23 protein-coding genes are annotated in these 24,326 nt (G+C 68.0%); 13 read left to right on the top strand and 10 right to left on the bottom strand.

Annotated features, from left to right (window positions below; translation table 11 throughout):
* The 3 genes from Q8W67_RS14890 to Q8W67_RS14880 form a co-directional block, all read left to right on the top strand.
* Positions 1-955, top strand: a 955-nt coding sequence (locus Q8W67_RS14890; protein WP_305546790.1) for a GDP-L-fucose synthase, incomplete at its 5' end; no start/stop codon positions are given.
* Between the two features lie 99 nt (positions 956-1,054).
* The gene (locus Q8W67_RS14885) at positions 1,055-2,095 is read left to right on the top strand and encodes an SGNH/GDSL hydrolase family protein (RefSeq protein ID WP_305546788.1); all 1,041 of its coding nucleotides are present in this window, start codon (positions 1,055-1,057) and stop codon (positions 2,093-2,095) included.
* A 3-nt stretch (positions 2,096-2,098) separates the two neighbouring features.
* Complete coding sequence (locus tag Q8W67_RS14880) at positions 2,099-2,776, top strand: GDSL-type esterase/lipase family protein (RefSeq protein ID WP_305546785.1); 678 nt, start codon at positions 2,099-2,101, stop codon at positions 2,774-2,776.
* On the opposite strand, the gene ilvD is transcribed toward Q8W67_RS14880, so the two are convergent.
* A complete protein-coding gene (gene ilvD, locus Q8W67_RS14875) occupies positions 2,777-4,606 on the bottom strand; it encodes a dihydroxy-acid dehydratase (RefSeq protein WP_305546782.1) in 1,830 nt (609 codons plus the stop codon).
* Positions 4,607-4,738: 132 nt separating this feature from the next.
* Between ilvD and ade the strand changes: the two genes are divergently transcribed.
* Together ade and Q8W67_RS14865 are read left to right on the top strand one after the other, a co-directional pair.
* Positions 4,739-6,460 (top strand): adenine deaminase, encoded by a 1,722-nt coding sequence (ade, locus tag Q8W67_RS14870; RefSeq protein ID WP_305546780.1) that lies wholly within the window; start codon positions 4,739-4,741, stop codon positions 6,458-6,460.
* An 88-nt stretch (positions 6,461-6,548) separates the two neighbouring features.
* Positions 6,549-6,974, top strand: coding sequence for an organic hydroperoxide resistance protein (locus Q8W67_RS14865; RefSeq protein WP_305546778.1), 426 nt, complete (start codon positions 6,549-6,551; stop codon positions 6,972-6,974).
* 271 nt (positions 6,975-7,245) lie between these two features.
* Here Q8W67_RS14865 and Q8W67_RS14860 read toward each other — a convergent pair whose 3' ends face one another.
* From Q8W67_RS14860 to Q8W67_RS14835, 6 genes are all read right to left on the bottom strand, one after another.
* Complete coding sequence (locus Q8W67_RS14860) at positions 7,246-8,079, bottom strand: MaoC family dehydratase N-terminal domain-containing protein (RefSeq protein WP_305546776.1); 834 nt, start codon at positions 8,077-8,079, stop codon at positions 7,246-7,248.
* Position 8,080: 1 nt separating this feature from the next.
* Positions 8,081-9,229: an acyl-CoA dehydrogenase family protein gene (locus Q8W67_RS14855; protein ID WP_305546774.1), complete on the bottom strand. Its 1,149-nt coding sequence runs from the start codon at positions 9,227-9,229 to the stop codon at positions 8,081-8,083.
* Positions 9,230-9,242: 13 nt separating this feature from the next.
* A complete protein-coding gene (locus Q8W67_RS14850) occupies positions 9,243-9,992 on the bottom strand; it encodes a glucose 1-dehydrogenase (protein WP_305546772.1) in 750 nt (249 codons plus the stop codon).
* Positions 9,993-10,020: 28 nt separating this feature from the next.
* On the bottom strand, positions 10,021-11,169 hold the full coding sequence (locus tag Q8W67_RS14845; protein WP_305546770.1) for a CaiB/BaiF CoA-transferase family protein: 1,149 nt from the start codon (positions 11,167-11,169) through the stop codon (positions 10,021-10,023).
* Between the two features lie 109 nt (positions 11,170-11,278).
* Positions 11,279-14,428, bottom strand: coding sequence for an efflux RND transporter permease subunit (locus Q8W67_RS14840; RefSeq protein ID WP_305546768.1), 3,150 nt, complete (start codon positions 14,426-14,428; stop codon positions 11,279-11,281).
* A gap of 49 nt (positions 14,429-14,477) precedes the next feature.
* Positions 14,478-15,665, bottom strand: a complete 1,188-nt coding sequence (locus tag Q8W67_RS14835) for an efflux RND transporter periplasmic adaptor subunit (RefSeq protein WP_305546766.1) — start codon at positions 15,663-15,665, stop codon at positions 14,478-14,480.
* Between the two features lie 443 nt (positions 15,666-16,108).
* Between Q8W67_RS14835 and Q8W67_RS14830 the strand changes: the two genes are divergently transcribed.
* Both Q8W67_RS14830 and Q8W67_RS14825 read left to right on the top strand, forming a co-directional pair.
* A complete protein-coding gene (locus Q8W67_RS14830) occupies positions 16,109-16,333 on the top strand; it encodes an HOOK family protein (protein ID WP_305546764.1) in 225 nt (74 codons plus the stop codon).
* A 366-nt stretch (positions 16,334-16,699) separates the two neighbouring features.
* Positions 16,700-16,879, top strand: a complete 180-nt coding sequence (locus Q8W67_RS14825) for a hypothetical protein (RefSeq protein WP_305546762.1) — start codon at positions 16,700-16,702, stop codon at positions 16,877-16,879.
* A gap of 15 nt (positions 16,880-16,894) precedes the next feature.
* On the opposite strand, the gene Q8W67_RS14820 is transcribed toward Q8W67_RS14825, so the two are convergent.
* Genes Q8W67_RS14820 through Q8W67_RS26855 form a run of 3 tightly spaced genes read right to left on the bottom strand, consistent with a single transcriptional unit; the run spans position 16,895 to position 18,875 of the window.
* Positions 16,895-17,113 carry a hypothetical protein gene (locus Q8W67_RS14820; protein ID WP_305546760.1) on the bottom strand — a complete coding sequence of 73 codons (219 nt, stop codon included), beginning with the start codon at positions 17,111-17,113 and terminating at the stop codon, positions 16,895-16,897.
* Entirely contained in the window at positions 17,110-17,709 is a 600-nt protein-coding gene (locus tag Q8W67_RS14815; RefSeq protein ID WP_305546758.1) for a cysteine hydrolase family protein, read from the bottom strand. Before Q8W67_RS14815 ends, Q8W67_RS14820 begins: the two co-directional genes overlap by 4 nt.
* Before the next feature lie 8 nt (positions 17,710-17,717).
* Positions 17,718-18,875 (bottom strand): GNAT family N-acetyltransferase, encoded by a 1,158-nt coding sequence (locus Q8W67_RS26855; protein WP_370693884.1) that lies wholly within the window; start codon positions 18,873-18,875, stop codon positions 17,718-17,720.
* Positions 18,876-19,068: 193 nt separating this feature from the next.
* On the opposite strand from Q8W67_RS26855, the gene Q8W67_RS14805 reads away from it, so the two are divergent.
* The 6 genes from Q8W67_RS14805 to ureG all read left to right on the top strand — a co-directional run bounded on the left by Q8W67_RS14805 (position 19,069) and on the right by ureG (position 24,312).
* A complete protein-coding gene (locus Q8W67_RS14805) occupies positions 19,069-20,082 on the top strand; it encodes a LysR family transcriptional regulator (protein WP_305546756.1) in 1,014 nt (337 codons plus the stop codon).
* Between the two features lie 68 nt (positions 20,083-20,150).
* Complete coding sequence (locus tag Q8W67_RS14800) at positions 20,151-20,771, top strand: urease subunit gamma (RefSeq protein WP_305546754.1); 621 nt, start codon at positions 20,151-20,153, stop codon at positions 20,769-20,771.
* Positions 20,772-20,773: 2 nt separating this feature from the next.
* Positions 20,774-22,501, top strand: a complete 1,728-nt coding sequence (ureC, locus tag Q8W67_RS14795) for an urease subunit alpha (protein WP_305546752.1) — start codon at positions 20,774-20,776, stop codon at positions 22,499-22,501.
* Positions 22,502-22,514: 13 nt separating this feature from the next.
* On the top strand, positions 22,515-23,009 hold the full coding sequence (locus tag Q8W67_RS14790) for an urease accessory protein UreE (RefSeq protein WP_305546750.1): 495 nt from the start codon (positions 22,515-22,517) through the stop codon (positions 23,007-23,009).
* Positions 23,002-23,685: an urease accessory protein UreF gene (locus tag Q8W67_RS14785; RefSeq protein ID WP_305546748.1), complete on the top strand. Its 684-nt coding sequence runs from the start codon at positions 23,002-23,004 to the stop codon at positions 23,683-23,685. Before Q8W67_RS14790 ends, Q8W67_RS14785 begins: the two co-directional genes overlap by 8 nt.
* Positions 23,686-23,694: 9 nt before the next feature.
* Positions 23,695-24,312, top strand: coding sequence for an urease accessory protein UreG (ureG, locus tag Q8W67_RS14780; protein WP_305546745.1), 618 nt, complete (start codon positions 23,695-23,697; stop codon positions 24,310-24,312).
* Positions 24,313-24,326: the final 14 nt, after the last annotated feature.

The following is a 24,326-nucleotide window of genomic DNA, read 5'->3' as shown; positions in this document are numbered from 1 at the left end:
GACCATCTTCGTGGCGGGCCACCGCGGAATGGTCGGCTCAGCGATCGTGCGTCGCTTGCGCGCGCTCGGCCATGAGCGGATCCTCACGGCGGACCGGCAGGCGCTCGACCTGCTCGATCAGGCCGCGGTCCGCCGGTTCTTCGCCGACCAGCGCATCGACCAGGTCTACCTTGCTGCTGCCAAGGTCGGCGGCATCCACGCCAACAACACCTACCCGGCGGAGTTCATCCACGAGAACCTGCTGATCCAGGCGAACCTCATTCACGCCGCGCACGTGGCCGATGTCGACCGGCTGCTGTTCCTGGGGTCGTCGTGCATCTACCCGAAGCTTGCGGCGCAGCCGATGCGCGAGGACGCGCTGCTGACCGGGCTTCTGGAGCCGACCAACGAGCCCTACGCCATCGCCAAGATCGCCGGGATCAAGATGTGCGAGAGCTACAACCGGCAATACGGGCGACGCTACCGCAGCGTCATGCCGACCAACCTGTACGGGCCGAACGACAACTTCCATCCCGAGAACGCCCACGTCCTGCCGGCTCTGATGCGCCGCCTGCACGAGGCGAAGGACGAGGGCCGACCGAGCGTCACGGTCTGGGGCACAGGCCGTGCGATGCGCGAGTTCCTGCACGTTGACGACATGGCCCGGGCCAGCGTGTTCGTGATGGGGATGGACGACGCGGTCTACGCGGCCAACACCCGGCCGGACCTGTCGCATATCAACGTCGGCACCGGCGCGGATTGCACCATCCGCGAACTGGCTGAGGCGCTGGCACGTGTGATCGGCTACGCGGGCCGCCTGGAGTTCGACGCGACGAAGCCGGACGGGACACCGCGCAAGCTGATGGACGTGTCGCGCCTCACCGCCATGGGGTGGCGGCCGGAGATCGGCCTCGAAGACGGCCTGCGACAGACCTACGGTTGGTTCCTGGAAAACCACGCGACGCTCCGCTGCTGAGAAGGCGGAGACGCCTCGCCAGTTACCTGGCCGCGACGCTCGCGGGGCGATCCGCGTGCCGGACCAGAGTAGTACATCCGACCGGGTGGGAGACCCAGCATGGCCAGCGCCCCTGACGATGCCGAGCGCGCGCGACGCCGCAAATTTCTGCAGAGCTTCCACGCCTTCGATTCGAACATCCGCTTCCCGGCACCCTATACGCATTTCGCCGGCAAGCCCCTGGCGCCGAGCGCCGAGAAGGGCTGGCGCTTCGATGCCCTCGGCTACCGCAACGACATCCACCCCGAGGGGCGCCCGGCCACGGAGACGTTGCGTGTGTTCGTGGTCGGCGACAGCACCCTCGTCGAGGGGCAGGTTTTCGCCGACACCATTCCGGGACGCCTGGAATCCGGGCTCAAGCGCGTGCACGGCGAGGGTGCACGCGTCTACAATTTCGGCGCGGTCTCGGCCTGCCTGAATCAGATGATCGCCCTGATCACGACACGGCTGATGGATCTCCAGCCCGACATGATCTTCGTCGTCGGAGGTGCGACCGACATCTTCCAGCCCTGGAGCTTCGACCCGCGGGCGGGCTATCCGTACAACCACTTCGCCAGTGAGTGCCTGTCCGACTTCTTCTTCGACCAGAGGAAGACCGAGCAGGACGTCGAGGCACTGTCTTACGATAGCCTCGAGCAGTTGATCTTCGGCCGCCTCGCCAATCTCCGGGCGCTGACGAACTGGCAGTCGGACATCTGGGAATGGGAGGTGGTGCGCCAGTTCGAGCTGGCGCTGAAGCGCCTCGCCCGTCTTTCCGGCGGGATCGGGGCGCCGGTCCGGTTCGTCCTCCAGCCGGCCATCGTCCGCAAGTCGGAACGGGTCGGTGACGAGCAGAACGCGGCCTCCGGCGCGTTCCTGGCCTATCTCGACCGGCAATACGACCGGATCGAGCAGGTGCTCGGCCGGCTCGAAGCCCAGGGGCTCGCGCAGGGACCGTTCTCGATCCGGGACCTGAGCCGGATGTTCGAGGACGATGCCCGGTTCCTGTTCACCGACATCGTGCACGTCACCTCGGAGGGCCGACAGTTGATGGCCGACCGGCTTCAGGCGGAGGTCGCCGACCTGCTCGGCGCCGCCTCAGCACCATCCGCACAGGGGTAGGTCTTGGTCGCGCCGATCGTCTTCATCGGGGACTCGATCACGGAACTGTGGGGCTTCCACAGGGCCGGGACCTTCGAGGCCTACGACCTGATCCCGCGGGGCGGCTCCGGCCAGACCGCACGCTGGATCACCATGCGGTTCCGCCGGGACCTCGAGGAGACCGGCGCCCAGGGCGTGCATCTGCTGTGCGGCGTCAACGATATCGGCCGCAACGAGGGATTCTTCGTCCCCGCCGAGGAGATCGCCCGGACGCTGGCCGGCATGCTCGATGAGGCGCGGGCGATGGGTGTGAAGGCCTGGATCGGCTCGATCATGCCGGCCGCACGGATCCCCTGGAACCCGGAGGTGAAGGACGCTCCCGCCATGATCGCGGCGGTCAACGCGTGGCTGCGCGAACATGCGCACGCGCACGGCGCGACCTTCATCGACTACCATGCCGTGCTGGCAAACGAATCCGGCGCACTCCGCGAGGAATACGGCACCGATGGGCTGCATCTCAGCCCGGCCGGCTACGCGGCGATCGAGCCGCTGATGCTGTCAGCCCTTGGCCACGTCGTGCCGCCTGCACCGGCGCTCGAACCCGCGGCACAGCCCGGCGGAGTCGCCGAGCCACTCTTCCGCGGCTTCGTAACCGCGGCCCTTCTGGCCACGGCCGCCATACTGATCTTCGCCTTCCGCTGATCAGGCCCGGCGCACCGCCCCATGGGCAGCGCTGGTCGTCAGCATCGCGTAGGCGCGCAGGGCCGCGCTGACCTTGCGCTTCCTCGGGCTCGCCGGCTGCCAGCCGACCGCCTCCTGCTCGGCGCGACGCCGCTCCAGCTCGGCCGTCTCAACGTCGAGGCGGATCCTGCGGGCCGGGATGTCGATGGCGATGATGTCGCCGTCGCGAACGAGGGCGATCAGGCCGCCCTCGGCCGCCTCCGGGGAGACATGGCCGATCGACAGGCCCGAGGAGCCGCCGGAGAAGCGCCCGTCCGTCACGAGGGCGCAGGCTTTGCCGAGCCCCTTCGATTTCAGGTAGCTCGTCGGGTACAGCATCTCCTGCATGCCGGGGCCGCCGCGCGGGCCCTCATAGCGGATCAGCACGACCTCGCCGGCCGAGACCTTGCCGTTAAGGATCCCGTCCACCGCCGCATCCTGGCTCTCGAACACCCGGGCCGGGCCCGCGAAGGTGAGGATCGAGGCATCGACGCCCGCGGTCTTCACGATGCAACCCTGCTCGGCCAGGTTGCCGTAAAGCACCGCGAGGCCGCCATCCTGCGAGTAGGCGTGTGCGGCGTCGCGGATCACACCGCTCTCCCGGTCGAGGTCGAGCGCGTCGAAGCGGGATTCCTGGCTGAAGGCTACCTGCGTCGGCACGCCGCCCGGGGCAGCGCGGTAGAAGGTCTCGACCGAGGCGCTCGGTTCGCCGCGCACGTCCCAGCGCGCCAGAGCCGCGCCGAGCGTCCCGGCGGCGACATTGCCGACCTCCGTGTCGATCAGCCCGGCGCGATCGAGTTCGCCCAGGATGCCCATGATCCCGCCGGCGCGATGAACGTCCTCCATGTGGACGTTGGCCACCGCCGGCGCGACCTTGCACAGGACCGGCACCCGACAGGACAGCCGGTCGATATCCGCCATCGTGAACGGCACTTCGCCCTCGTGGGCGGCGGCCAGCAGGTGCAGAACCGTGTTGGTCGAGCCGCCCATGGCGATGTCGAGGGTCATGGCATTCTCGAACGCCTTGAAGCTCGCGACCGCGCGCGGCAGCACGCCCACGTCGTCCTGCTCGTAGTAGCGGCGGGCGAGGTCGACGATCAGGTGGCCGGCCTCCACGAACAGGCGCTTACGGTCGGCATGGGTGGCCAGCACCGAGCCGTTGCCTGGCAGCGCCAGCCCGAGCGCCTCGGTGAGGCAGTTCATCGAGTTCGCCGTGAACATGCCCGAGCACGACCCGCAGGTCGGGCAGGCGGAGCGCTCGATCACCTCGACATCGGCATCGGAGATCCGGTCGTCGGCCGCTGCGATCATGGCGTCGACGAGATCGACCTTCTTGGCGATGCCGGACAGCTGAACCTTGCCGGCCTCCATCGGGCCGCCCGAGACGAACACGGTCGGGATGTTCAGCCGCAGGCAGGCCATGAGCATGCCGGGGGTGATCTTGTCGCAGTTCGAGATGCACACCATCGCGTCGGCGCAGTGCGCGTTGACCATGTACTCGACGGAATCGGCGATCAGCTCCCGCGAGGGCAGCGAGTACAGCATGCCGTCGTGACCCATCGCGATGCCGTCATCGACCGCGATGGTGTTGAACTCCTTGGCGACGCCGCCGGCCTTCTCGATCTCCCGGGCCACGAGTTGGCCGAGATCCTTCAGGTGGACGTGGCCGGGCACGAACTGCGTGAACGAGTTGACCACGGCGATGATCGGCTTGCCGAAATCGCCATCCTTCATGCCGGTGGCGCGCCAGAGGCCGCGGGCGCCGGCCATGTTGCGGCCATGGGTGGTGGTGCGGGAACGATAAGCGGGCATCGCGGGATTCGATCGTTTCAAAGGTACGGGGCTTCTGCTCCCACCGCCGCGCGGCTGCAAGCGTCGCCGAACCGGGGGGAGCCGTGGCATGCTCCTGGCAGATGCCGGGGCGCACGAAGGGGCACGCGCGCGATGGGACAGGTGGATTTCCTGCGGCGGGCCATCGACCAGGGCCAGGGCCGGACCGAAGCCGACCTCGTGCTCAAGGGCGGCCGCTTCCTCGACCTTGTGACCGGCGACCTCGTCGCCTCCGACATCGCGATCTGCGGCGACCGCATCGTCGGAACCTACGGCCACTATCGGGGCCGGCGAGAGGTCGATGTCGGCGGCAAGGTCGTCGTGCCGGGCTTCATCGACACCCATTTCCATGTCGAATCCTCGCTGATGCCGCCGCAGGAATTCGAGCGCTGCGTCCTGCCGCACGGGGTCACCACGGGGGTCTGCGACCCGCACGAGATGGCCAACGTGCTGGGCATGGCGGCCTTCAGGTGGTTCCTGGAATCCGCCGAGACCCTGGCGATGGATCTGCGGGTGCAGCTCTCCTCCTGCGTGCCGGCAACCGACCACCTCGAGACATCGGGCGCCCGGATCACCGCCGCGGACCTGCTGCCCTTCGCCAGCCACCGGAAGGTGATCGGGCTCGCCGAGTTCATGAACTTCCCGGGCGTGCTCGCGGGCGACCCGGGCGCGCTGGAGAAGCTCGCGGCCTTCCAGGGCCGGCACATCGACGGCCACGCGCCGCTGCTGCGCGGCGCCGGGCTCAACGGCTACATCGCGGCCGGCATCCGCACCGAGCACGAGGCGACGACGCCCGAGGAGGCCCTGGAGAAGCTCTCCAAGGGCATGACCGTGCTGATCCGCGAGGGCTCCGTCTCCAAGGATCTGCACGCTCTGGCGCCGATCCTGACCGAGCGCACGGCGCCGTTCCTGGCCTTCTGCACCGACGACCGGAACCCCCTCGACATCGCCGAGGAGGGACATCTCGATTACGTCATCCGCACATCCATCGCCCTGGGAGCCCCGCCGCTCGCCGCCTACCGAGCGGCATCGTGGTCGGCTGCCCGGGCCTTCTGCCTGCACGACCGGGGGCTCGTGGCGCCGGGCCAGCGCGCAGATCTCGTCGTCCTCGACGATTTTCTGGCTTGCCGCGTCTCCCAGGTCTTCAGCGCCGGGCGGCCCGTGGACTCGGCGCTGTTCGCGGATCGGCCCGCCATCGAGCCGATCGGCCGCGGCAGCGTCCGGGCCCGCCAAGTGACGGCGACGGATTTCGCGGCCCCGGGATCCGGGCCGTCGACACCGGTGATCGGCGTTGTGCCCGGCAAGATCATCACCCTGCGCTACGACCTGAGCCTACCGTATTCCGGCGGCGAGCGACGGATCGACCTTGAGCAGGACGTCATCAAGGTCGCCGTGGTGGAGCGGCACGGAAAGACGGCGCCGGGGGAGCGCGGCATCGGCGTGGCCTTCGTGAAGGGCTTCGGCCTCAAACGCGGCGCCATCGCCTCGTCGGTCGGGCATGACAGCCACAACATCACGGTGGTCGGCGCGGACGAATCCGACATGGCGGCGGCGGTCAATCGGCTGGGCGCGATCGAGGGCGGCTTCGTCGTGGTGGAGGGCGGCCGCGTGCTCGCCGAGATCGCCCTCCCGCTCGCCGGCCTGATGAGCCTGATGCCGTTCGACGCGATCCGCCAGTCGCTCGTGACGCTGCGGGCGGCGGCGCGAAGTCTCGGGGTCGTCTTGCCCGAGCCGTTCCTGCAGGTGGCGTTCCTGCCGCTGCCGGTGATCCCCCACCTCAAGATCACCGACAAGGGTCTCGTGGACGTCGACCGCTTCGCACTGGTCACCCCGTGAATTAGATTGCGCACAATCGATTTCTGGGCTATGTGGGGGATGTGACGGCGCTAGATGCCGACTCTCTTTCTGCAACCGGAGATCGTCCATGTCCGTAGACGTCAAGTACCGCACCACAGCGACCGCCACCGGAGGCCGCGACGGCGCTGCCCGGACCGCCGACGGCAGCTTCGAGGTCAAGCTCTCGACCCCTAAGGAGCTCGGCGGTGCGGGCGGTCCGGGCGCCAATCCGGAGCAGCTCTTCGCCTCCGGCTACTCGGCCTGCTTCCTCGGCGCCATGAAGGCGGTCGCCCCCTCGCTGAAGCTCAAGGTGCCGGCCGATACGAGCGTCACCGCAGATGTCGGCATCGGTCCGCGCTCCGAGGGCGGCTTCGGTATCACGGCTGACCTGACGATCAGCCTCCCGGGCCTCGACCGGGCCGACGCGCAGAAGCTCGTGGACGCCGCCCACCAGGTCTGCCCGTACTCGAACGCCACCCGTGGCAACGTCGACGTCGGCCTAAAGCTCGCCTGAGCGGGCCACCATCGCCCGGGCATCCCCGCCCTCACCTCACCCTGAGGAGGCCGCGTCGGCGGCCTCCAAAGGAGGCATCCGGAAGTCGCCGCGACAGCTGGAGGTCTCCTTCCAGGGCGTCGCCTTGCGTCGCCGACTCGGGATGACGCCGCGGGTTGGACCCTGGTCCCCGGGCGAGGCGAAAACCGAAGGTGTCTCGAGGTTCAGCAAGCGCTGGGCCGCCGCGGGTCAGGAACGGAGGACGCCCGGTCGGAGGCCGCGTCGTCCGCCTTTACATTGCGGCCTGCGCCCGCATGCAGACGCGGCCATCCTCATCGAGAGTCAGGCCCTCGAACCCGCCTTCGGTGCGGCGCCCGCAGACGCGAAACGTCTGGTTGGCCGTCATGGGTGACAGGCCCCGATACGCGAACGTCCGCGGCACGCGGCCGATCAGCGTTGCGGCGAGATTCATCAGGAGCGTCGCCTGCAACGGCCCATGCACGACAAGGTCGGCGTAGCCTTCGACCTGCGTGGCGTAGGGCTGATCATAGTGAAAGCGATGGCCGTTGAAGGTCATGGCCGAGTAACGGAACAGCAGCGTCGGTGTCGCCGATACGGCCCAGTTGCGTTCATACGCTTCCGCATCTCCGCGCTCCGGCGCGACACCCGCGCTGGTCTGCGCACCGGCCGCCTCCCGGTAGACGATGTCCTGCCGCTCGCGGATCGCGTCTCCGCGGGCGGTAGCGAGCGTGTGATCGACGGTGACGAAGCACAGTCTGCCGCTTCGTCCTTCCTTGAAGTCGATGTTCCGCACGGTTTCGGTGCGCGTGATGAGATCGCCCTCATGCAGATCCGTCAGGGTCTCGATCTGCCCCCCAGCCCACATGCGCCTTGGCAGTTCCACTGGGGGCAGGAACCCGCCCCTGGCCGCGTGCCCGTCCGGCCCGAGGGCGTCGGCCAGCGGCGTCTCGGGTGCGAGGCACCAGTGCAAGGCTGGCGGTGCGACCCCATCCTGCACGGGCGCGAGATGCGGCGCGAAGGTCGCCCGGAACTCGGCCAGCAGCCGCGGGGTGACGAGGTCGGAACTCTCGCGGCTGCGACCGATCCAGGCGGCAAGGTCGGTCATGTCAATACGAGCGCGGCATGCCGAGCACGTGCTCGGACAGGTAGGCGAGGATCAGGTTCGTGGAGATCGGCGCGACCTGGTAAAGGCGCGTCTCGCGGAACTTGCGCTCCACATCGTATTCCTCGGCGAAGCCGAAGCCGCCATGGGTCTGGATGCAGGCATTGGCAGCTTCGAACGAAGCGTCGGCGGCCAGCATCTTTGCCATGTTGGCTTCGGCCCCAGGGTTGGCGCCGCCCTCGTAGAGGCTGAGCGCCTCGCGGACCATCAGCTCGGCCGCGCGCATGTTCGCGTAGGCCTTGGCGATCGGAAACTGCACGCCCTGATTGGCGCCGATCGGCCGACCGAACACCGCTCGCTCGCCCGCGTAGGTCTTCGCCCTGTCGATGAACCACTTCGCGTCGCCGACGCATTCCGCGGCGATCAGGATACGCTCGGCGTTCATGCCGGACAGGATGTAGCGGAAGCCCCTGCCCTCCTCGCCGATCAGGTTTTGCGCCGGCACGCGAAGGTTGTCGAAGAACACCTCCGTGGTGGCGTGGTTCATCATCGTTCGGATCGGCCGGATGGTAAGGCCGTTGCCTCGCGCCTCGCGCATGTCGACGAGCAGCACCGACAAGCCGTCCGTGCGCTTCATGCCCTCGGTGCGCGGCGTGGTGCGGGCGAGCAGCAGCATCAGGTCCGAATGCTCGGCCCGGCTGGTCCAGATCTTCCGACCGTTGACCACGTAGTGGTCGCCCTCGAGTCGCGCGGTGGTCTTGAGGCTGCCGGTGTCGGTCCCGGAGGTCGGCTCTGTCACCCCGAAGGCCTGGAGCCTCAGGCGCCCCTCCGCGATGGCGGGCAGGTACGCGGCCTTCTGCTCATCCGACCCATGCCGGAGGAGCGTGCCCATCGTGTACATCTGCGCGTGGCAGGCGCCGCCGTTGCAGCCCGCCCGCTGAACCTCCTCGAGGATCGCCGCCGCGGCGGAGAGCGGCAGGCCGGCCCCGACGTATTCCTCGGGGATCAGGACAGAGAGATAGCCGCTCTCGCTCAGGGCGTTCACGAACGCGGTCGGATAGGCCATCTCGCGGTCGAGCGCCCGCCAATATGGGCCGGGAAAGCCCGCGCAGAGCTTGGCCACCGCCTCGCGGATCTCGGTATAGGCTTCCATGCCGAAACGCTCCTCAGGCCGTGCGGCCGCCGTCGACCGGCAGGTCGATCCCGGTGATGAACGCCGCCTCGTCGGAGGCCAGGAACAGGGCCGCCGCCGCCAGGTCGCTCGCCTGGGACATCCGCCCCAGCGGAATCGTCGCGATGAATCGCTCGCGATTCTCCGGGGTGTCGGGCAGGCCCATGAACTGTTCGAGGAGGCCCGTGGCGCCCATCACCGGGCACAGGGCGTTGACCCGGATCTTCCAGGGGGCCAGCTCCAGGGCCAGGGATTTGGAGGCGAGGCTCGCCGCGCCTTTGGAAGCGTTGTACCAAGTCAGTCCCGGCCGCGGCCGCAGAGCGGCCGTGGAGCTGACGTTCAGGATCACGCCGCCGCCGTTGTCGCGCATCAGTGGTGTGATCGCGCGGACGGAGTGGAAGATCGACTTCACGTTCACCCGGAACACGCGGTCGAATTCGTCCTCAGTGACCTCCATCAGCGGCTTGTTGCGATGGGTGGTGCCGGCGTTGTTGACGAGGATATGCGGGACTCCGAACCGCTCCCGGGTCTCGGCGACGCTGGCCTCGACATCCGATGCGGCCCCGACATCCGCGGCGATCGGGATCGCGTTCGCGCCGATGCCGTTCGCCACCCGCTCGGCCGCGCCCCGGTCGATGTCCACGCAGGCGACGCGTGCGCCCTCGGCGGCGAAGCGCTGGGCGATGCCGGCGCCGAAACCGCTCCCGGCCCCCGTCACGATCGCGACCTTACCGTCCAGCCTCATCGTCTCCTCCAGATCTGACGTTGCGCTCTCAATCTAGGGCTCGACCGCGGGACGCGAACCCCGCCCGGATGCGCGCATTGTGCTCCCCGATATCCGGCACCCGGCCCAAAGCCCGGACCTTCCCATCGATCAGGACGGGCGGCGCGACGATGCACGCCGGGCCGTCCGGCGTCTCGACTTCGGCGCGCAGGAGCGCCGGATGCGCGGCGAGGTCGGCCAGCGTGTTCACGAAGCCGTAGGCGGTGCCGGCGGCCTTCAGCCGGGAGGCGGCTTCGTCGCGGCTCAGCCGCACCAGGACCGCGCCGACGCGCAGGTCAACCGCGGCCCGGTTGGCCACGCGGGCGTTGTTCGACGAGAAACCCTCGGCCCGGGCAAGGTCTGGCTCGTCCAGCACCCGGTCGCAGAAATTCGCCCATTCGCGCTCGTTCTGGATCGAGATCAGCACGAGGCGGTCATCCGCCGTGGGGTAGGCGCCGTACGGCGAGATCGAGGGATGAGCGAGGCCGACCCGCTGCGGCGCGCGGCCAGTGCCCTCGAAATAGAGCAGCGGGACGTTCATCCAGTCGGCCGCAGCGCTGAACAGGCTGACCTCCAGGGCGCAACCCTGCCCGGAGATGCCCCGGGCGATCAGTGCCTCCAGCACCGCGGCGTGCGCGTTCATTCCGCAGGCGATATCGCAGACCGAGACGCCGACGCGACCCGGCCCGGCCGGGTGCCCGGTGATGCCCGCCAAGCCGCTCTCGGCCTGGACCAGCAGGTCGTAGGCCTTCATGTCGCTGTAGGCGTGGCCGGCGCCGTAACCGGAGATGTCGACCGTGATCAGCCGCGGATAGCGTGCCCGAAGCGCCGCCGAGCCGAAGCCCGCGCGGGCGGCGGCCCCGGGGGCGACGTTCTGAATGAACACGTCGGCCTCGGCCAGGATCGCGTGCAGCAGGCGGGCATCGTCCGGATCCTTGACGTCGGCGACGAGGCTCTCCTTGCCACGGTTAAGCCAGACGAAATAGCTCGCCAGCCCGTTTACGGCGGAATCGTAGCCACGGGCGAAATCGCCCTCACGGCGCTCGATCTTGATCACCCGGGCGCCCGCGTCGGCCAGGCGCGAGGTGCAGTAGGGCGCCGCGACAGCCTGCTCAAGGGCGAGGACGGTCAGTCCGCGCAGCGGCAGGGTCTCGGCCATCCTGATACCTTCGCGTCCGGAACGGCTCGCAGGGCGAGGCCGGGGCCGGGTGAACTGGGTCGGCGTCCCGCCGCGCCAACCGGAAGCGGGTTACATTTGGCGTGGAGCCCTACTCCGCCGCGCGCAGCGCTTGCGGCCCACGAACCTCCTCGGTCGCGAGCGCCTCGACCGCATCGGGCTTGTCGCGGAAGGACAATCTCTGGGCCAGCCGGTCGAGGTAGATGTAGATGACCGGCGTCGTGAACAGCGTCAGCACCTGGCTCACCGCGAGGCCGCCGACCATGGCATAGCCGAGCGGCTGCCGGATCTCTGATCCGGTCCCGGTGGCGATCATCAGCGGGATGCCGCCGAGAAGGGCCGCCATCGTAGTCATCAGGATCGGGCGGAACCGCAGCAGGGCCGCCTGCCGGATCGCCGCCTCCGGATCCAAGCCTTCCTCTCGCTCGGCCACGATGGCGAAGTCGACCAGCATGATGCCGTTCTTCTTCACGATGCCGATGAGCAGGATGATCCCGATGAGCGCGATCAGGCTGAAGTCGAAGCCCGCCCACATCAGCACCGCCAGGGCACCGACACCGGCCGATGGCAGCGTCGAGAGGATGGTGATCGGGTGGATGAAGCTCTCGTAGAGGATGCCGAGGATCAGGTAGACGACGAACAGGGCGGCCAGGATCAGCAGCGGGACCGTCGACAGCGACTGCTGGAACGCCTGCGCGGTACCCTGGAAGCCGGTGACCACGGTCGGCGGAACCTGGAGTTCCTGCATCGCCCGAGCGATGGCGTCCGTCGCCTGCCCGAGCGCCACGTCGGGAGCGAGGTTGAAGCTGATCGTCACCGCCGGGAACTGACCCTGATGGTTGACGGAGAGCGGGGCCACGGGATCCGTCGTCCAGCGGGCGAAGGCGGCCAGCGGCACCTGCCCACCGCCGGTTGGCGCCTTGATGTAGATCCTGTCGAGGCTCTCGGTCTTGCCTTGAAGCGCCGGGAGCACTTCGAGGATCACGTGGTAGCTGTTGAGCTGCGTGAAATACTGCGCGATCTGCCGTTGGCCGAACGCATCGTAGAGCGTGTCGTCGATCAGCTGGGGCGTGATGCCGTAGCGCGAGGCGGCGTCGCGGTCGATCGCCAGCGTCAGGGTGGTCCCCCGGTTCTGCTGGTCGGTGGCCACGTCGCGCAGCTCGGGAAGCGTCTTCAGCCGGTCGAGGATGCGCGGCGCCCAGGTGTTCAGCTCGACCAGGTCGGGGTCCTGCAGCGTGTATTCGAACTGCGTTCGCGAGGTGCGGCCGCCGGTCCGCACATCCTGCGAAGCCTGCAGGAATGCGCGAACGCCCTCCAGCCGCTCGAGCTTGGGCCGCAACCGGCCGATCACCTGGAACGCATCCGCCGTCCGCTGGTCGCGGGGCTTCAGGGTGATGTACATCCGGCCCGAGTTCAGCGCCGCGCCGTTGCCGCCGATCACCATGGCGATCGTGGCGACCGCCGGATCGGCCTGGATCACGGCCCCGACCTTCTCCTGGCGCTCCTTCATGGCGGAGAACGAGATGTCCTGGGCCGCTTCGGTAACGCCGATGATCAGCCCGGTGTCCTGCTGCGGGAAGAAGCCTTTCGGGATGGCGACGAACAGGTACACCGTCAGCCCCAGCGTGGCGAAGAACACCAGCAGCGTGACGAAGCGGAACCGCAGGGCCACGTCGAGGGCGCTCTCGTAGGCCGACAGCAGCCGCTCGAAGGCAGCCTCGCTGATCCGGTACAGGCGCCCATGGCGCTCGGCATCGTGCGGCTTGAGTAGGCGCGCCGCCATCATCGGCGTGAGCGTCAGCGCGACGAAGGCCGAGACCGCGATCGTCATCGACAGCACCACGGCGAATTCGCGGAACAGGCGGCCGATGATCCCGCCCATCAGCAGCAGCGGGATCAGCACCGCGATCAGCGACACCGAGATCGACACGATGGTGAAGCCGATCTCGCCCGCGCCCTTGAAGGCGGCCTCCATGGGCCGCATCCCCTCCTCGATGTAGCGGCTGATGTTTTCCAGGACGACGATGGCATCGTCCACCACGAAGCCGACCGAGATGGTCAGGGCCATCAGCGACAGGTTGTCGAGCGTATAGCCCGCAAGCCACATCAGCGCGCAGGCGCCGAGCAGGGCGAGCGGCACCGTCACGCTCGGGATCACGGTCGCCCAGAAGCTGCGTAGGAAAACGAAGATCACCGCCACGACCAACGCGATGGTCAGGAGCAGCGTGAACTGGACGTCCTCCACCGAGGCCCGGATCGTCTGGGTGCGGTCGCTTAGGATACCGATCTTGATCGCGGCGGGCAGGGTCGCGGTGATCCGCGGCAGCTGCGCCTTGATGCTGTCGACCGTGTCGATGACGTTGGCACCGGGCTGCTTGAAGATCACCAAGAACACGCCGCGCTGGCCGTTGGTCCAGCCCGCCTGCTTGATATCCTCAGGTCCGGCCACCGCGCTCCCGATGTCGCGTACCCGCAGGGGCGCGCCGTCCCGGTAGGCGATGATCACGTCGTTCCAGTTCTGCGCCAAGGTCAGCTGATCATTGGCATAGATCGTGTAGCTGTGGCTCGCCCCGTCGATGCTGCCCTTGGGGTTGTTGACCGTGGTGAGCGAGAGCGGCGTCCGCACGTCCTCCAGCGACAGGCCCTTGGCCACGAGCTTGGCCGGATCGACCTGAATCCGCACCGCGGGCTTCTGCTGCCCGCCGATGAAGACCTGCGCGACGCCGGAGATCTGGCTGATGCGCTGGGCGAGCTGCACGTCCACCGCGTCGTCCACCTCGGTGAGGGGCAGGCTGTCGGACGTCGCCGACAGCAGCAGGATCGGTGAATCGGCCGGATTCACCTTGCGATAGGTCGGCGGGCTCGGAAGATTCTTCGGCAGCTGGCCGCCCGCCGCGTTGATCGCAGCCTGGATGTCGTTGGCGGCGGCGTCGATGTTACGGTTCAGGTCGAACTGCACGGTGATCGACGAGATCCCGAGCGAGCTCGTCGAGGTCATCTGCGAGACGCCCGGAATCTGTGAGAATTGGCGTTCCAGGGGCTGCGCCACAGAGGACGCCATCGTCTCCGGGCTCGCGCCGGGCAGCTGCGCGGTGACCTGGATCGTCGGAAAGTCCACCTGCGGGAGCGGCGCGACCCCCAGCAGCGGATAGGCCACGATCCCGAGGAACAGGATGCCGACCATGATCAGCGTGGTGGCCACCGGGAAGCGGATGAAGGGCGCGGAGATACCGCCTTTCATAGCCGGACTCCGCGCGGATTCGGGCCCGCCACGCCGGAACTCCACCCCATCAGCGGCCGGCCTCGGCCTGCCGGCCTTCGATCGCGTCGGCGGTGTGCGCTGCGTGCGCATCGGCGACGAGGCTGCCGTCCTTGACCTTGTACTGGCCGCCGGTGACCACCCGCTCGCCCGGTTTCAAATCGCCGCCGAGGACCTGTGTCCGGCCGGCCTCGGAGCGCCCCGCCTTCAGGACGCGCTGATGCGCGTGGCCGGATTCATCGATCACGAATGCGAACAGGCCGTCGGGACCATGCTGGATGGCATCGTCCGGCACCGTCGTGGCGACGTCGACGGTGCCGACCCGCATCTTGGTCGAGACGGACAGGCCGGGCCAGAGCGCGTGATTCTTGTTCTCGTAAACGGCCTTCAGGCGGATCGTCCCGGTCGCCGTGTCGACCTGGTTGTTGAATAAAGCGAGCTTGCCGTCCGCGAGCTTGGTCAGGCTGTCTGAACTCCAGGCCTCGACCGGCACATCCCCCTTGCGCAGCGCCGCGACGATCGGGGGAAGCTGGTCCTCCGGCGCCGTGAACACCACGAAGATCGGCTCGACCTGGGTGATCGTGACGATCGCCGACTGGCCCGTCGCGTTGACGATGTTACCGATATCGACCTGCCGGAACCCGGTGACGCCGTCGATCGGCGCGCGGACCGTGGCGTAGCCGACCTGCGTGGTCGCGTTGTCGATCGCGGCCTGGTCGGAGGCGACCTGCGCGGTCAGCTGGGCGACCAGTGCGGTCTGCGTCTCGGTCTGCTGCCTTGACGCGTAGGCGCCTAGACCCGTGTAGCGGACAAGATCAGCCTTGGCGTTGTTGAGGTTGGCCGTATCCTGCTCCTTCTTGGCCTTCGCCTGATCCAGGGCCGCCTGGTAGGGGCGCGGGTCGATCTGCACCAAGATGTCGCCCTTCCGAACGGTCTGCCCCTCGCGGAAGGCGACCTGCTGGATCTCACCGTCGACGCGGGTGCGGACCTGAACGGTATTGTAAGCCTGGACGGTGCCGAGGCCGTTGAGCACCAGCGCGAACGGCCCCTGATCGACGGAGCCGAGCGTCACCGGGACGGGTGCCGGCGCGGACGCCTGCGGCTTGGCGACAGGCTGGCTGATGCGCGTGTAGCCATACGCGCCGCCGGCGACGATGGCGAGCGCCAGGAACGTGGTCACGAGCCCGCGGAAGCGCCGCGGTTTCCGTTCAACCCTCATCCGCTGCGGCTCCCTCCCTGTTGCAACGCGACGACCTCACGCGACCGAGGCCCGGTGCAATGTCCGCCAGCCCTCTCCGGCATCGACCCTTGACCGCATCGAGGTCGGGCAGCGGACGAGGCCAGGCCCCGCCGCCCCGAGCCAAGGTGCCGCCAACCATATTGCATTCCCTAGCATACAATCTGCGCCCTGACACCGGTGCGCCTCGGCGAAGGCGAGGCGGGACGCGGCGTACGATCTCGTAAAGCCCAGCTTGATCGTGAGCGGCACCGTCGCAACTCGGCCGAAAATGGGCCAGAAGACCGGTCCGTCGACGCGTGCCGAACGGCAGTGGACGGCTCGATTTTTGGCGCGGCCGGCGCGTAAGCTCCGCCGACCAGCGATCGCCGAGGCGTTTCGCGCTACGTCGGATACCGCGAGCGGAAGAGAAACCAGGACGCCGCATGGCCGTGAATCTGGAATTGGACGGATTGAACGAGTTGCTGGCCGCCCTCCTCGAGGAGCGGCAGACCATCGTCGCCTCCGTGCGGACATTGCGGGACTCGCGCCGGCAGAAGGGCACGTTCGTGCTCGGCGACGGCGCAGCCGCGGGGCCGCGGCTCGTGGCGGTGCAACGACAAATCGACGTCGTCGAATCTATCATTGCCGCAATCATTAATTCTAATTAGAAGTATTTTCTCTCCGTAAATTTAAATCGATCTTATTTAATAGCGCCTAAAAATGATCGAAACATTTTGTTCGCAAATATGTTCGATCGAACACACGTAAGTATTGTATCCGACCGAAAAAAACCGATGATCGCCCGGTTCGATCGCGGGAGCATTTCAGCATTTGCAGTGTCGACCGGGGCGTCCGTCCGAGCGTCGCTGTACGACTCGCCCTGCATGGAAGACAGCAAGCGACCCCATCGGCTAAACATCCTATCCGGCGTGATCTCGCGGGCAGCCTGTACTGCATCTGCCTCAATTTCAGGCTGGACTGCCAAAGAGGTGTGCTGATACCGGGCTGCAGCTCAAAGCGAAGGATACCCGGACATGGACGCCTTCGATCACACCGATCGCTCAACCGAGGCCGGCCAAGCGATCGAACCGCAGATCAGCCCCGAGGCGGTCGCGCTCTGGACGGCCCTCGAAGCGGATTGGCGGGCGCGCGACGAGCGCACGGCGCGGCTGCGTGCGATGCGCCTCACCGCCGGGGATGACGAAACGATCTGAACGGCTGAGCCGCGTTTAGTCCTCAGCTGTTTCATCCTGGTCGGACAGACGGGCGGCCAGCGCGAATCCGACCGCCATGGCCACAGCTTCGGCCTGCGCGACCAAGCCCAGATCCCCGAGATCACGGGCGGCCTGAAGCAGTCCGACCGCGTGCCGTCCGAGGCGTAGAGCGGCGTCGTCGTGGCCAGGGCCGACCCCGTCCGTGTCCCGTTCGTCCTGGCCTGAATCGATCATTGGCGTGCCGAAGGTTTCGAAGAGGCTGACGCGGGTTTGAAGGGCGCGGACCCAGCGATCCAGGATCGCGTGTCCATGACATCGGCGAAGGCGCGCATGACTGCGCTCACCGTGCGGTGGATGTCCTCGGCCGCTATGTCCTCAAGGTCGTGACTGGCCGAAGCGTCGGCCAGGAAGGTGACCTCCTGACCCCGATGGAAGCCATCGATCGTCGTGGCGAGGCAGGCCGCCTCGCCGGCGAAACCCGCGATCACCAGCCGCGCGCCGCCGCGCTCCATCGCGTCCGCGAAGGCCGGGCTGGCATAGCAGGACGGTCGATCCCGATCGAAGATCATGTCGCAGCCATGCGGCTCGAAACCCTCGATCCAGCGGGCGAAACGCGTCCCCGCCTGGAACAGCGGCCCACCGATCCAGCGCACATAGGCGACCGGGATGCCGCTGTCCCGGGCATGATCCAGGGCGAGGCGGCAATTCTCCAGGGCCGGGGCGATCCCCCGCAGCGCGAGGGGTCGACCGGCAATCTCGTATTCCTGTTGCATGTCGACCAAGACCAGGACCGGAACGCTGCTCGGCCGGCGATACAACGCCGGATTCATGTGCCGGATCATCGCGCCGGCACCCTGCCGTCGAACGAGGGGCGCGTCACGGCGCGGCCGCGTGACCGGTCGAGGACCCCCGCCTTATGCCAGCGTCCCTCGGGCCGGATGATCACGTAGGGATCGACGCCGATCCCGATGGCCTGGGGGTGAGCCTCCGCCTCCATCAGCATCTCGACATAGTCGAAGTCCGAGAACACGAGCTCCTGCGCGCCCTCGAACACCCGGAAGCCGAACCGGCTCCAGAAGCCGACGAGACGCTTCTGCGCGTGCCCGTACAGGCGGCGATAGCCCTTGATGCGGGCCAGCTCGATTCCGGCACGGACCAGCGCGAAGGCCATGCGGGTGTTGCGGAACTCGGCCCGCACGGCGAGGCGCTCGATCTTGGCGAAGTCGGCGAAAAACCGGATCCGCAGGCAGCCCGCCGGCTCGTCGCCGGCATAGCCGATCAGATGGGTGGCCGAGAGGTCGTTGCCGTCGAACTCCTCCTCGTAGGGGCAGGCCTGCTCGGCCATGTAGACCGCCGCGCGCAGCGAAATGACACGGGCGAGATCCTCGAAGCTGCGCGCGACGGCGACACTGACGCCGCTCATACCGGGGCGGTGGGTGTCGTAGGGGGGCGACGCGTCTGGCAGGGGCGCGCGCGCGAAATGATAGAGCCGACCGCTCGCCGCGCAGCCGGGCCTGAAGCCAAGTGCGGTCAGCAGACCGGCACCCTCCCGGGTCGCGCCCCGGGCATAGAAGTCGACTCCCTGGTAGAGCGGGCTCGACAGGCGGTCGAAGAAGAGACTGACGCCGCCCGCGAGCCGCCGGCGCGCGTAGACCGCCCAGACATAGATCGCCGCCGGACGCTCGTGCTGGGCCGCCAAGAGGGCTGCGCGCGGCTCAGCGGCATCGAACGTTCCCGCCTTCAGGGCAGCGAGCCCGTCGGCGTTGAGCATCAGGCAGGCGATGAAACCTTCACCGCGCGGAGCCGCGGCGTCGAACCGATGGCGCTGGGCAATCGCGACCACGCTGTCGGGATTGGCCGATATGACCCGCTGCACCGTTGCAAGCGGTGCGAGATCGGGGAGATCGACTCGTGCAGCCTCGATGAGCCGTCCGAGGTCGTCCGGAGTCGGGCTGAAGACGACGAGGTGTCGGGCGATGCGCCCAACCTGCATCATACCGAGCCCATGTCGCGGCTCCGGCGCGAGCGAAGAAACACTCAATCGAGCATGGTCACGCGCGTCGAAACGGGATCGAGCAACGTGCACCGTCATCGGATGACCTGTCATTCGGAAACGGATTGACGCTGCAGCACTTCGCATCTAGCGCTTCGGCTGTATGTGTATAATTTGAAATAGGGGTGTTCCCCGGATGGAACGCGTCGAGGTCGACCACGGCACGATGCCCGACTGGCATAGTGTCTGGGTGTTCCTGACCCTGCATCGGTGCGGGAGCTTCCGTTCGGCGGCCGCAAAGCTCGGCCTCTCGATCAATTCGGTCCGGAGGCGGATCGGCGACCTGGAGGCGCTGATCGGGGCTCCGCTCATCACCCGCCACGTGGATGGCGTCCGTTTGACTGCCGAGGGTCAGTCCATCCTGGACTCGGCCTGCCGCATGGAGGCTGCGGCGTTCGGGCTGATCCGCGCGGGCGAGGCAAGTCCCTTCGCCGAGGCCGGCGAAGTACGCATCGCGGTCACCGAAGGCCTCGGCGCATTCTGGCTGGCGCCGCGACTGGTGGAGTTCCAGCGGGCCAATCCCCGACTGACGGTCGATCTGCGTTGCGCCATGGAGTCCGCGGATGTCCTGAGGCTCGAGGCGGACGTCGCGATCCAGCTGACACGGCCGACGAGCCCAGACCTGCGGGTCGTCAAGCTCGGGCGCATGCACATCATTCCTTACGCCGGGCGCGGCTACGAGCAACTCTACGGACTGCCCTCCGAACCGGCGGACCTGGAACGTCACCGCATCGTCGTGCAGGCTGCGAGCCAAACGATCCGTCTTGAGGAATACGCCAAGGATCTAACCGGATTTCCCGAGAACATCCCGGTGACACTGAAGATCAACGTCAGCAGCGCGTATTATTGGGCGATCGCCAAGGGGGCCGGGATCGGCCTGTTGCCGACCTACGCGACTGCCATCGGTGCGCAGGTCGTTCCGGTGGACAATCTCGGGCGCTACAACCTGGATATCTGGCTGACGTATCATCCCGATTCCGAGCGGATCGGCCGGGTGCGTCGCGTGATCGACTGGCTGCGCGCCTCCTTCGATCCTGCTCGCTATCCGTGGTTCCGGGATGAGTTCATTCATCCCCGCGACCTGCCGAGCAGGATCAGGGGCGAGCCGCTTCCCGACCTGTTCGCGGGCTTCATGGCAATGCCCGACTGACATGCGTCGGTCTTGACCGCGCCGCGAGCATGATTCTTGCTCCCGCCGCCGCGACGACGAGGTTTCCCGTGCTGCTGACGCCCCGCGAGAAGGACAAGCTGCTGATCGCCATGGCGGCCCAAGTGGCGCGCAACCGCCTGGCACGCGGGGTGAAGCTCAACCATCCCGAGGCCGTGGCGCTGATCAGCGACTTCGTGGTCGAAGGCGCCCGCGATGGGCGGACGGTGGCCGAGCTGATGCAGGCGGGCGCGAACGTGCTCACCGCCGATCAGGTCATGCCGGGCATCCCCGAGATGATCCACGACATCCAGGTCGAGGCGACCTTTCCGGACGGCACCAAGCTGGTCACGGTCCACCACCCGATCCGGGGCGCGGCTTCGGCCGACGTGCCCGGCACCGTGACGACGCTGCCCGGCGAGATCGTCTTCAATGCCGGTGCCGAGCGTACGGTGATTGAGGTCGCCAACACCGGGGACCGGCCGATCCAGGTCGGCTCGCACTACCACTTCTTCGAGGTGAACCCCGGACTCGTGTTCGAGCGCGAGAAGGCGCGGGGCCGGCGGCTCGACATCGCCCCCGGCACCGCCGTGCGCTTCGAGCCCGGCTCGACCCGGGAGGTCGTGCTGGTGCCGCTCTCGGGCGGGCGGACTGTGTACGGCTTCCGCGGCGACGTGATGGGCAAGCTCTGACCATGGCGAATACCCCGAAACCGGCTCGCCTCCCCCGCGCCGCTTACGCCGACATGTTCGGCCCCACCACGGGCGACCGGATCCGCCTCGCCGATACCACCCTCGAGATCACCGTCGAGCGCGACTTCACCACCTACGGCGAGGAGGTGAAGTTCGGCGGCGGTAAGGTCATCCGCGACGGGATGGGCCAGGGCCAGGCGACAAATGCGGACGGCGCCGTCGATACGGTGATCACCAACGCAGTGGTGCTCGACCATTGGGGCATCGTGAAATGCGATGTCGGCCTCGTGCGCGGCCGCATCTTCAAGATCGGCAAGGCCGGCAACCCCGACGTGCAGCCCGGCGTCGATATCGTCGTCGGACCCGGCACGGAGGTGATCGCCGGCGAGGGAAAGATCCTCACGGCCGGCGCTTTCGACAGCCACATCCACTTCATATGCCCGCAGCAGATCGAGGAGGCCCTGTGCTCGGGGGTCACCACGATGCTCGGCGGCGGCACCGGGCCGGCGCACGGCACCTTCGCCACCACCTGCACCCCCGGCCCCTGGCACATCGCCCGGATGATCGAGGCGGCCGATACCTTCCCGATGAACTTGGCGTTTGCCGGCAAAGGCAACGCCTCGCGCCCGGAGAGCCTGATCGAGATGGTTCGGGCCGGGGCTTGCGCGCTCAAGCTCCACGAGGATTGGGGCACGACGCCGGCGGCCATCGACACGTGCCTGTCGGTGGCGGATGCGCACGACATCCAAGTGATGATCCACACCGACACGTTGAACGAGTCGGGCTTCGTCGAGGATACGATCGCGGCCTTCAAGGGCCGCACGATCCATGCCTTCCACACGGAGGGGGCCGGCGGCGGCCACGCGCCGGACATCATCAAGGTTGCGGGGCTGCCCAACGTCCTGCCCTCGTCCACGAACCCGACGCGGCCGTACACGCGCAACACCATCGACGAGCATCTCGACATGCTCATGGTCTGCCACCACCTCGACCCTTCGATCCCCGAGGACCTCGCCTTCGCGGAGAGCCGGATCCGGCGCGAGACGATCGCGGCGGAGGACATCCTGCACGATATCGGCGCGCTCTCGATGATGTCCTCGGACAGCCAGGCCATGGGCCGGGTCGGCGAGGTCGTGATCCGGACCTGGCAGACGGCGGACAAGATGAAGCGGCAGCGCGGGGCGCTCCCGGGCGACACTTCCGGCAACGACAACTTGCGCGCCCGCCGCTACGTCGCCAAGTACACGATCAACCCGGCCATCGCGCACGGCGTATCGCGCCATATCGGCTCGGTGGAACCGGGCAAGCTGGCCGACCTCGTGCTCTGGAGCCCCGCCTTCTTCGGCGTGAAGCCCGATCTCGTGCTCAAGGGCGGCAGCATCGCGGCCGCGCCCATGGGCGACCCGAACGCCTCGATCCCCACGCCCCAGCCTGTGCATTACCGCCCTATGTTCGGCGCCTATGGCCGCGTGCCCTACGCGACGGCGCTCACCTTCGTCTCCCGGGCCGCCATCGAGGACGGATTGCGGGAGCGGCTCGGCGTGCAGAAGGAGCTGGTCGCGGTGGAGAACGTCCGCGGCGGCATCTCGAAGAAGAGCATGGTGCTCAACGACGCCACCCCGGTGATCGAGGTCGATCCCGAGACCTACGACGTCCGGGCCGACGGCGAGCTCCTGGTCTGCGAGCCCGCCGAGGTGCTGCCGATGGCGCAGCGTTATTTCCTGTTCTGAGTGCTTCGGGCCCATGATCCGCGCCACCCGCATCCTCCGCAGCGACAGCCTGACCGGCGGCGAGATCGTCGACCGGGTCGTCCTCGATCATGGAGAGCGCCATCGCCGCCGAGTCGCCATGCGGGGGGCCGGCGGACTCAGTTTCCTGCTCGATCTGCCCGAGGCGGCTGTGCTGGAGGACGGTGACGCCGTGGTGCTGGAGGACGGCCGGCTGATCTGGGTCGAGGCGGCCCCGGAGCGTCTCCTGGAGATCCGCGCCGGCAGCGATCATGCCCTGAAGCGGCTGATCTGGCATATCGGCAACCGCCACATCGCAGCCGAGATTGGCGCGGATGCGGTGTGGATCGCGTATGATCACGTGCTGGCCGACATGGTGCGAGGGCTCGGAGGCACCGCCGAGCCGGTCGAGCGTCCATTCCGACCAGAGGGGGGCGCTTATTCCGGGAGCCAGGGACACGGCCACGATCACCCGCACGGACGACACCACCACCACCCCGTCCATGGCTGAGACCCTGGACGGGCTCCGGCTGATGGCGTGGCTGTCGCCGGGCTATCCCGTCGGCGCCTACGCGTATTCGCACGGTCTAGAATGGGCGGTGGAAGCGGGCGACGTGCGGGATGAAGCCAGCCTCGCGGAATGGCTCGCCGACGTCTGCGAGCGCGGCGCCCTGCGCAACGACTTGATCCTCGCGGCGCATGCTCAGCGGGCCGCGCAGGCGGACGAGCCGGACGTGATCGTGGAACTCAATGAGCTCGCATTGGCGCTCGCACCGTCCCGGGAACTGCATCTGGAGACCAGCCAGCAGGGTCGCAGCTTCCTCGACGCGACCCTGGGCGCTTGGCCCTGCGAAAGGCTTGCCGCATTGGCCGCGCGGCTCCCGGGCACGGTCGCCTATGCGGTCGCGGTCGGTGCCTCAGCGGGCGCACACCGCATGGCGCTCGCGCCCATGCTGGCCGCCTACGGTCTCGCCTTCCTCCAGAACCTCGTTTCGGCGGCCCTGAGGGCGGCACCGGTCGGTCAGGCCGCCGGCACGCGGTTGATCGCCGCCCTGGCGCCGCGCATCGTCCTACTCGCCGAGGCCGCCTGCACCGCGGACCTCGACGCGGTCGGCGCAGCCACGTTCCGCCTCGATCTCGGCTCCTTCCGGCACGAGACCCAGTATTCCCGCATCTTCCGATCCTGAGCGCGCAGCATGACCTACTCGAACGGCCCTCTCCGCGTCGGCATCGGCGGCCCCGTCGGCTCGGGCAAGACCGCCTTGATGGAGCAACTCTGCAAGCGCTTCCGAGATCGCTACGAAATCTGCGCGATCACCAACGACATCTACACAAAGGAGGATGCGCGTATCCTCACGGTGGCCGGCGCCCTGCCGGAGGAGCGCATCCTCGGGGTGGAGACCGGAGGCTGCCCGCATACCGCTATCCGCGAGGATGCCTCGATCAACCTCGCCGCGGTGGCCGAGATGAGCCGGCGCTTCCCGAAGCTCGACCTGGTGCTGATCGAGTCCGGTGGGGACAATCTCGCGGCGACGTTCTCGCCGGAACTCGCCGACCTCACGCTCTACGTCATCGACGTGGCAGGCGGGGAGAAGATCCCACGCAAGGGCGGCCCCGGCATCACCCGCTCGGACCTGCTGATCGTGAACAAGACGGATCTCGCACCGCTGGTCGGTGCGGACCTGTCGGTGATGGAGGCCGACACGAAGCGGATGCGCGGCGCCCGGCCCTACGTCTTCGCCTCCCTGCGCGGGGGCGCCGGCGCTGATGACGTCGCGCGCTTCATCGAGGAGGCCGGCGGCCTCCGTCCCTGATCGACCGGCCGCCC

The organism is Methylobacterium sp. NEAU K, assembly GCF_030700285.1.
Lineage (GTDB): Bacteria > Pseudomonadota > Alphaproteobacteria > Rhizobiales > Beijerinckiaceae > Methylobacterium.
The sequence above is the reverse complement of the archived record's forward strand: the minus strand, read 5'-3'. Positions and strand labels throughout refer to the sequence as shown.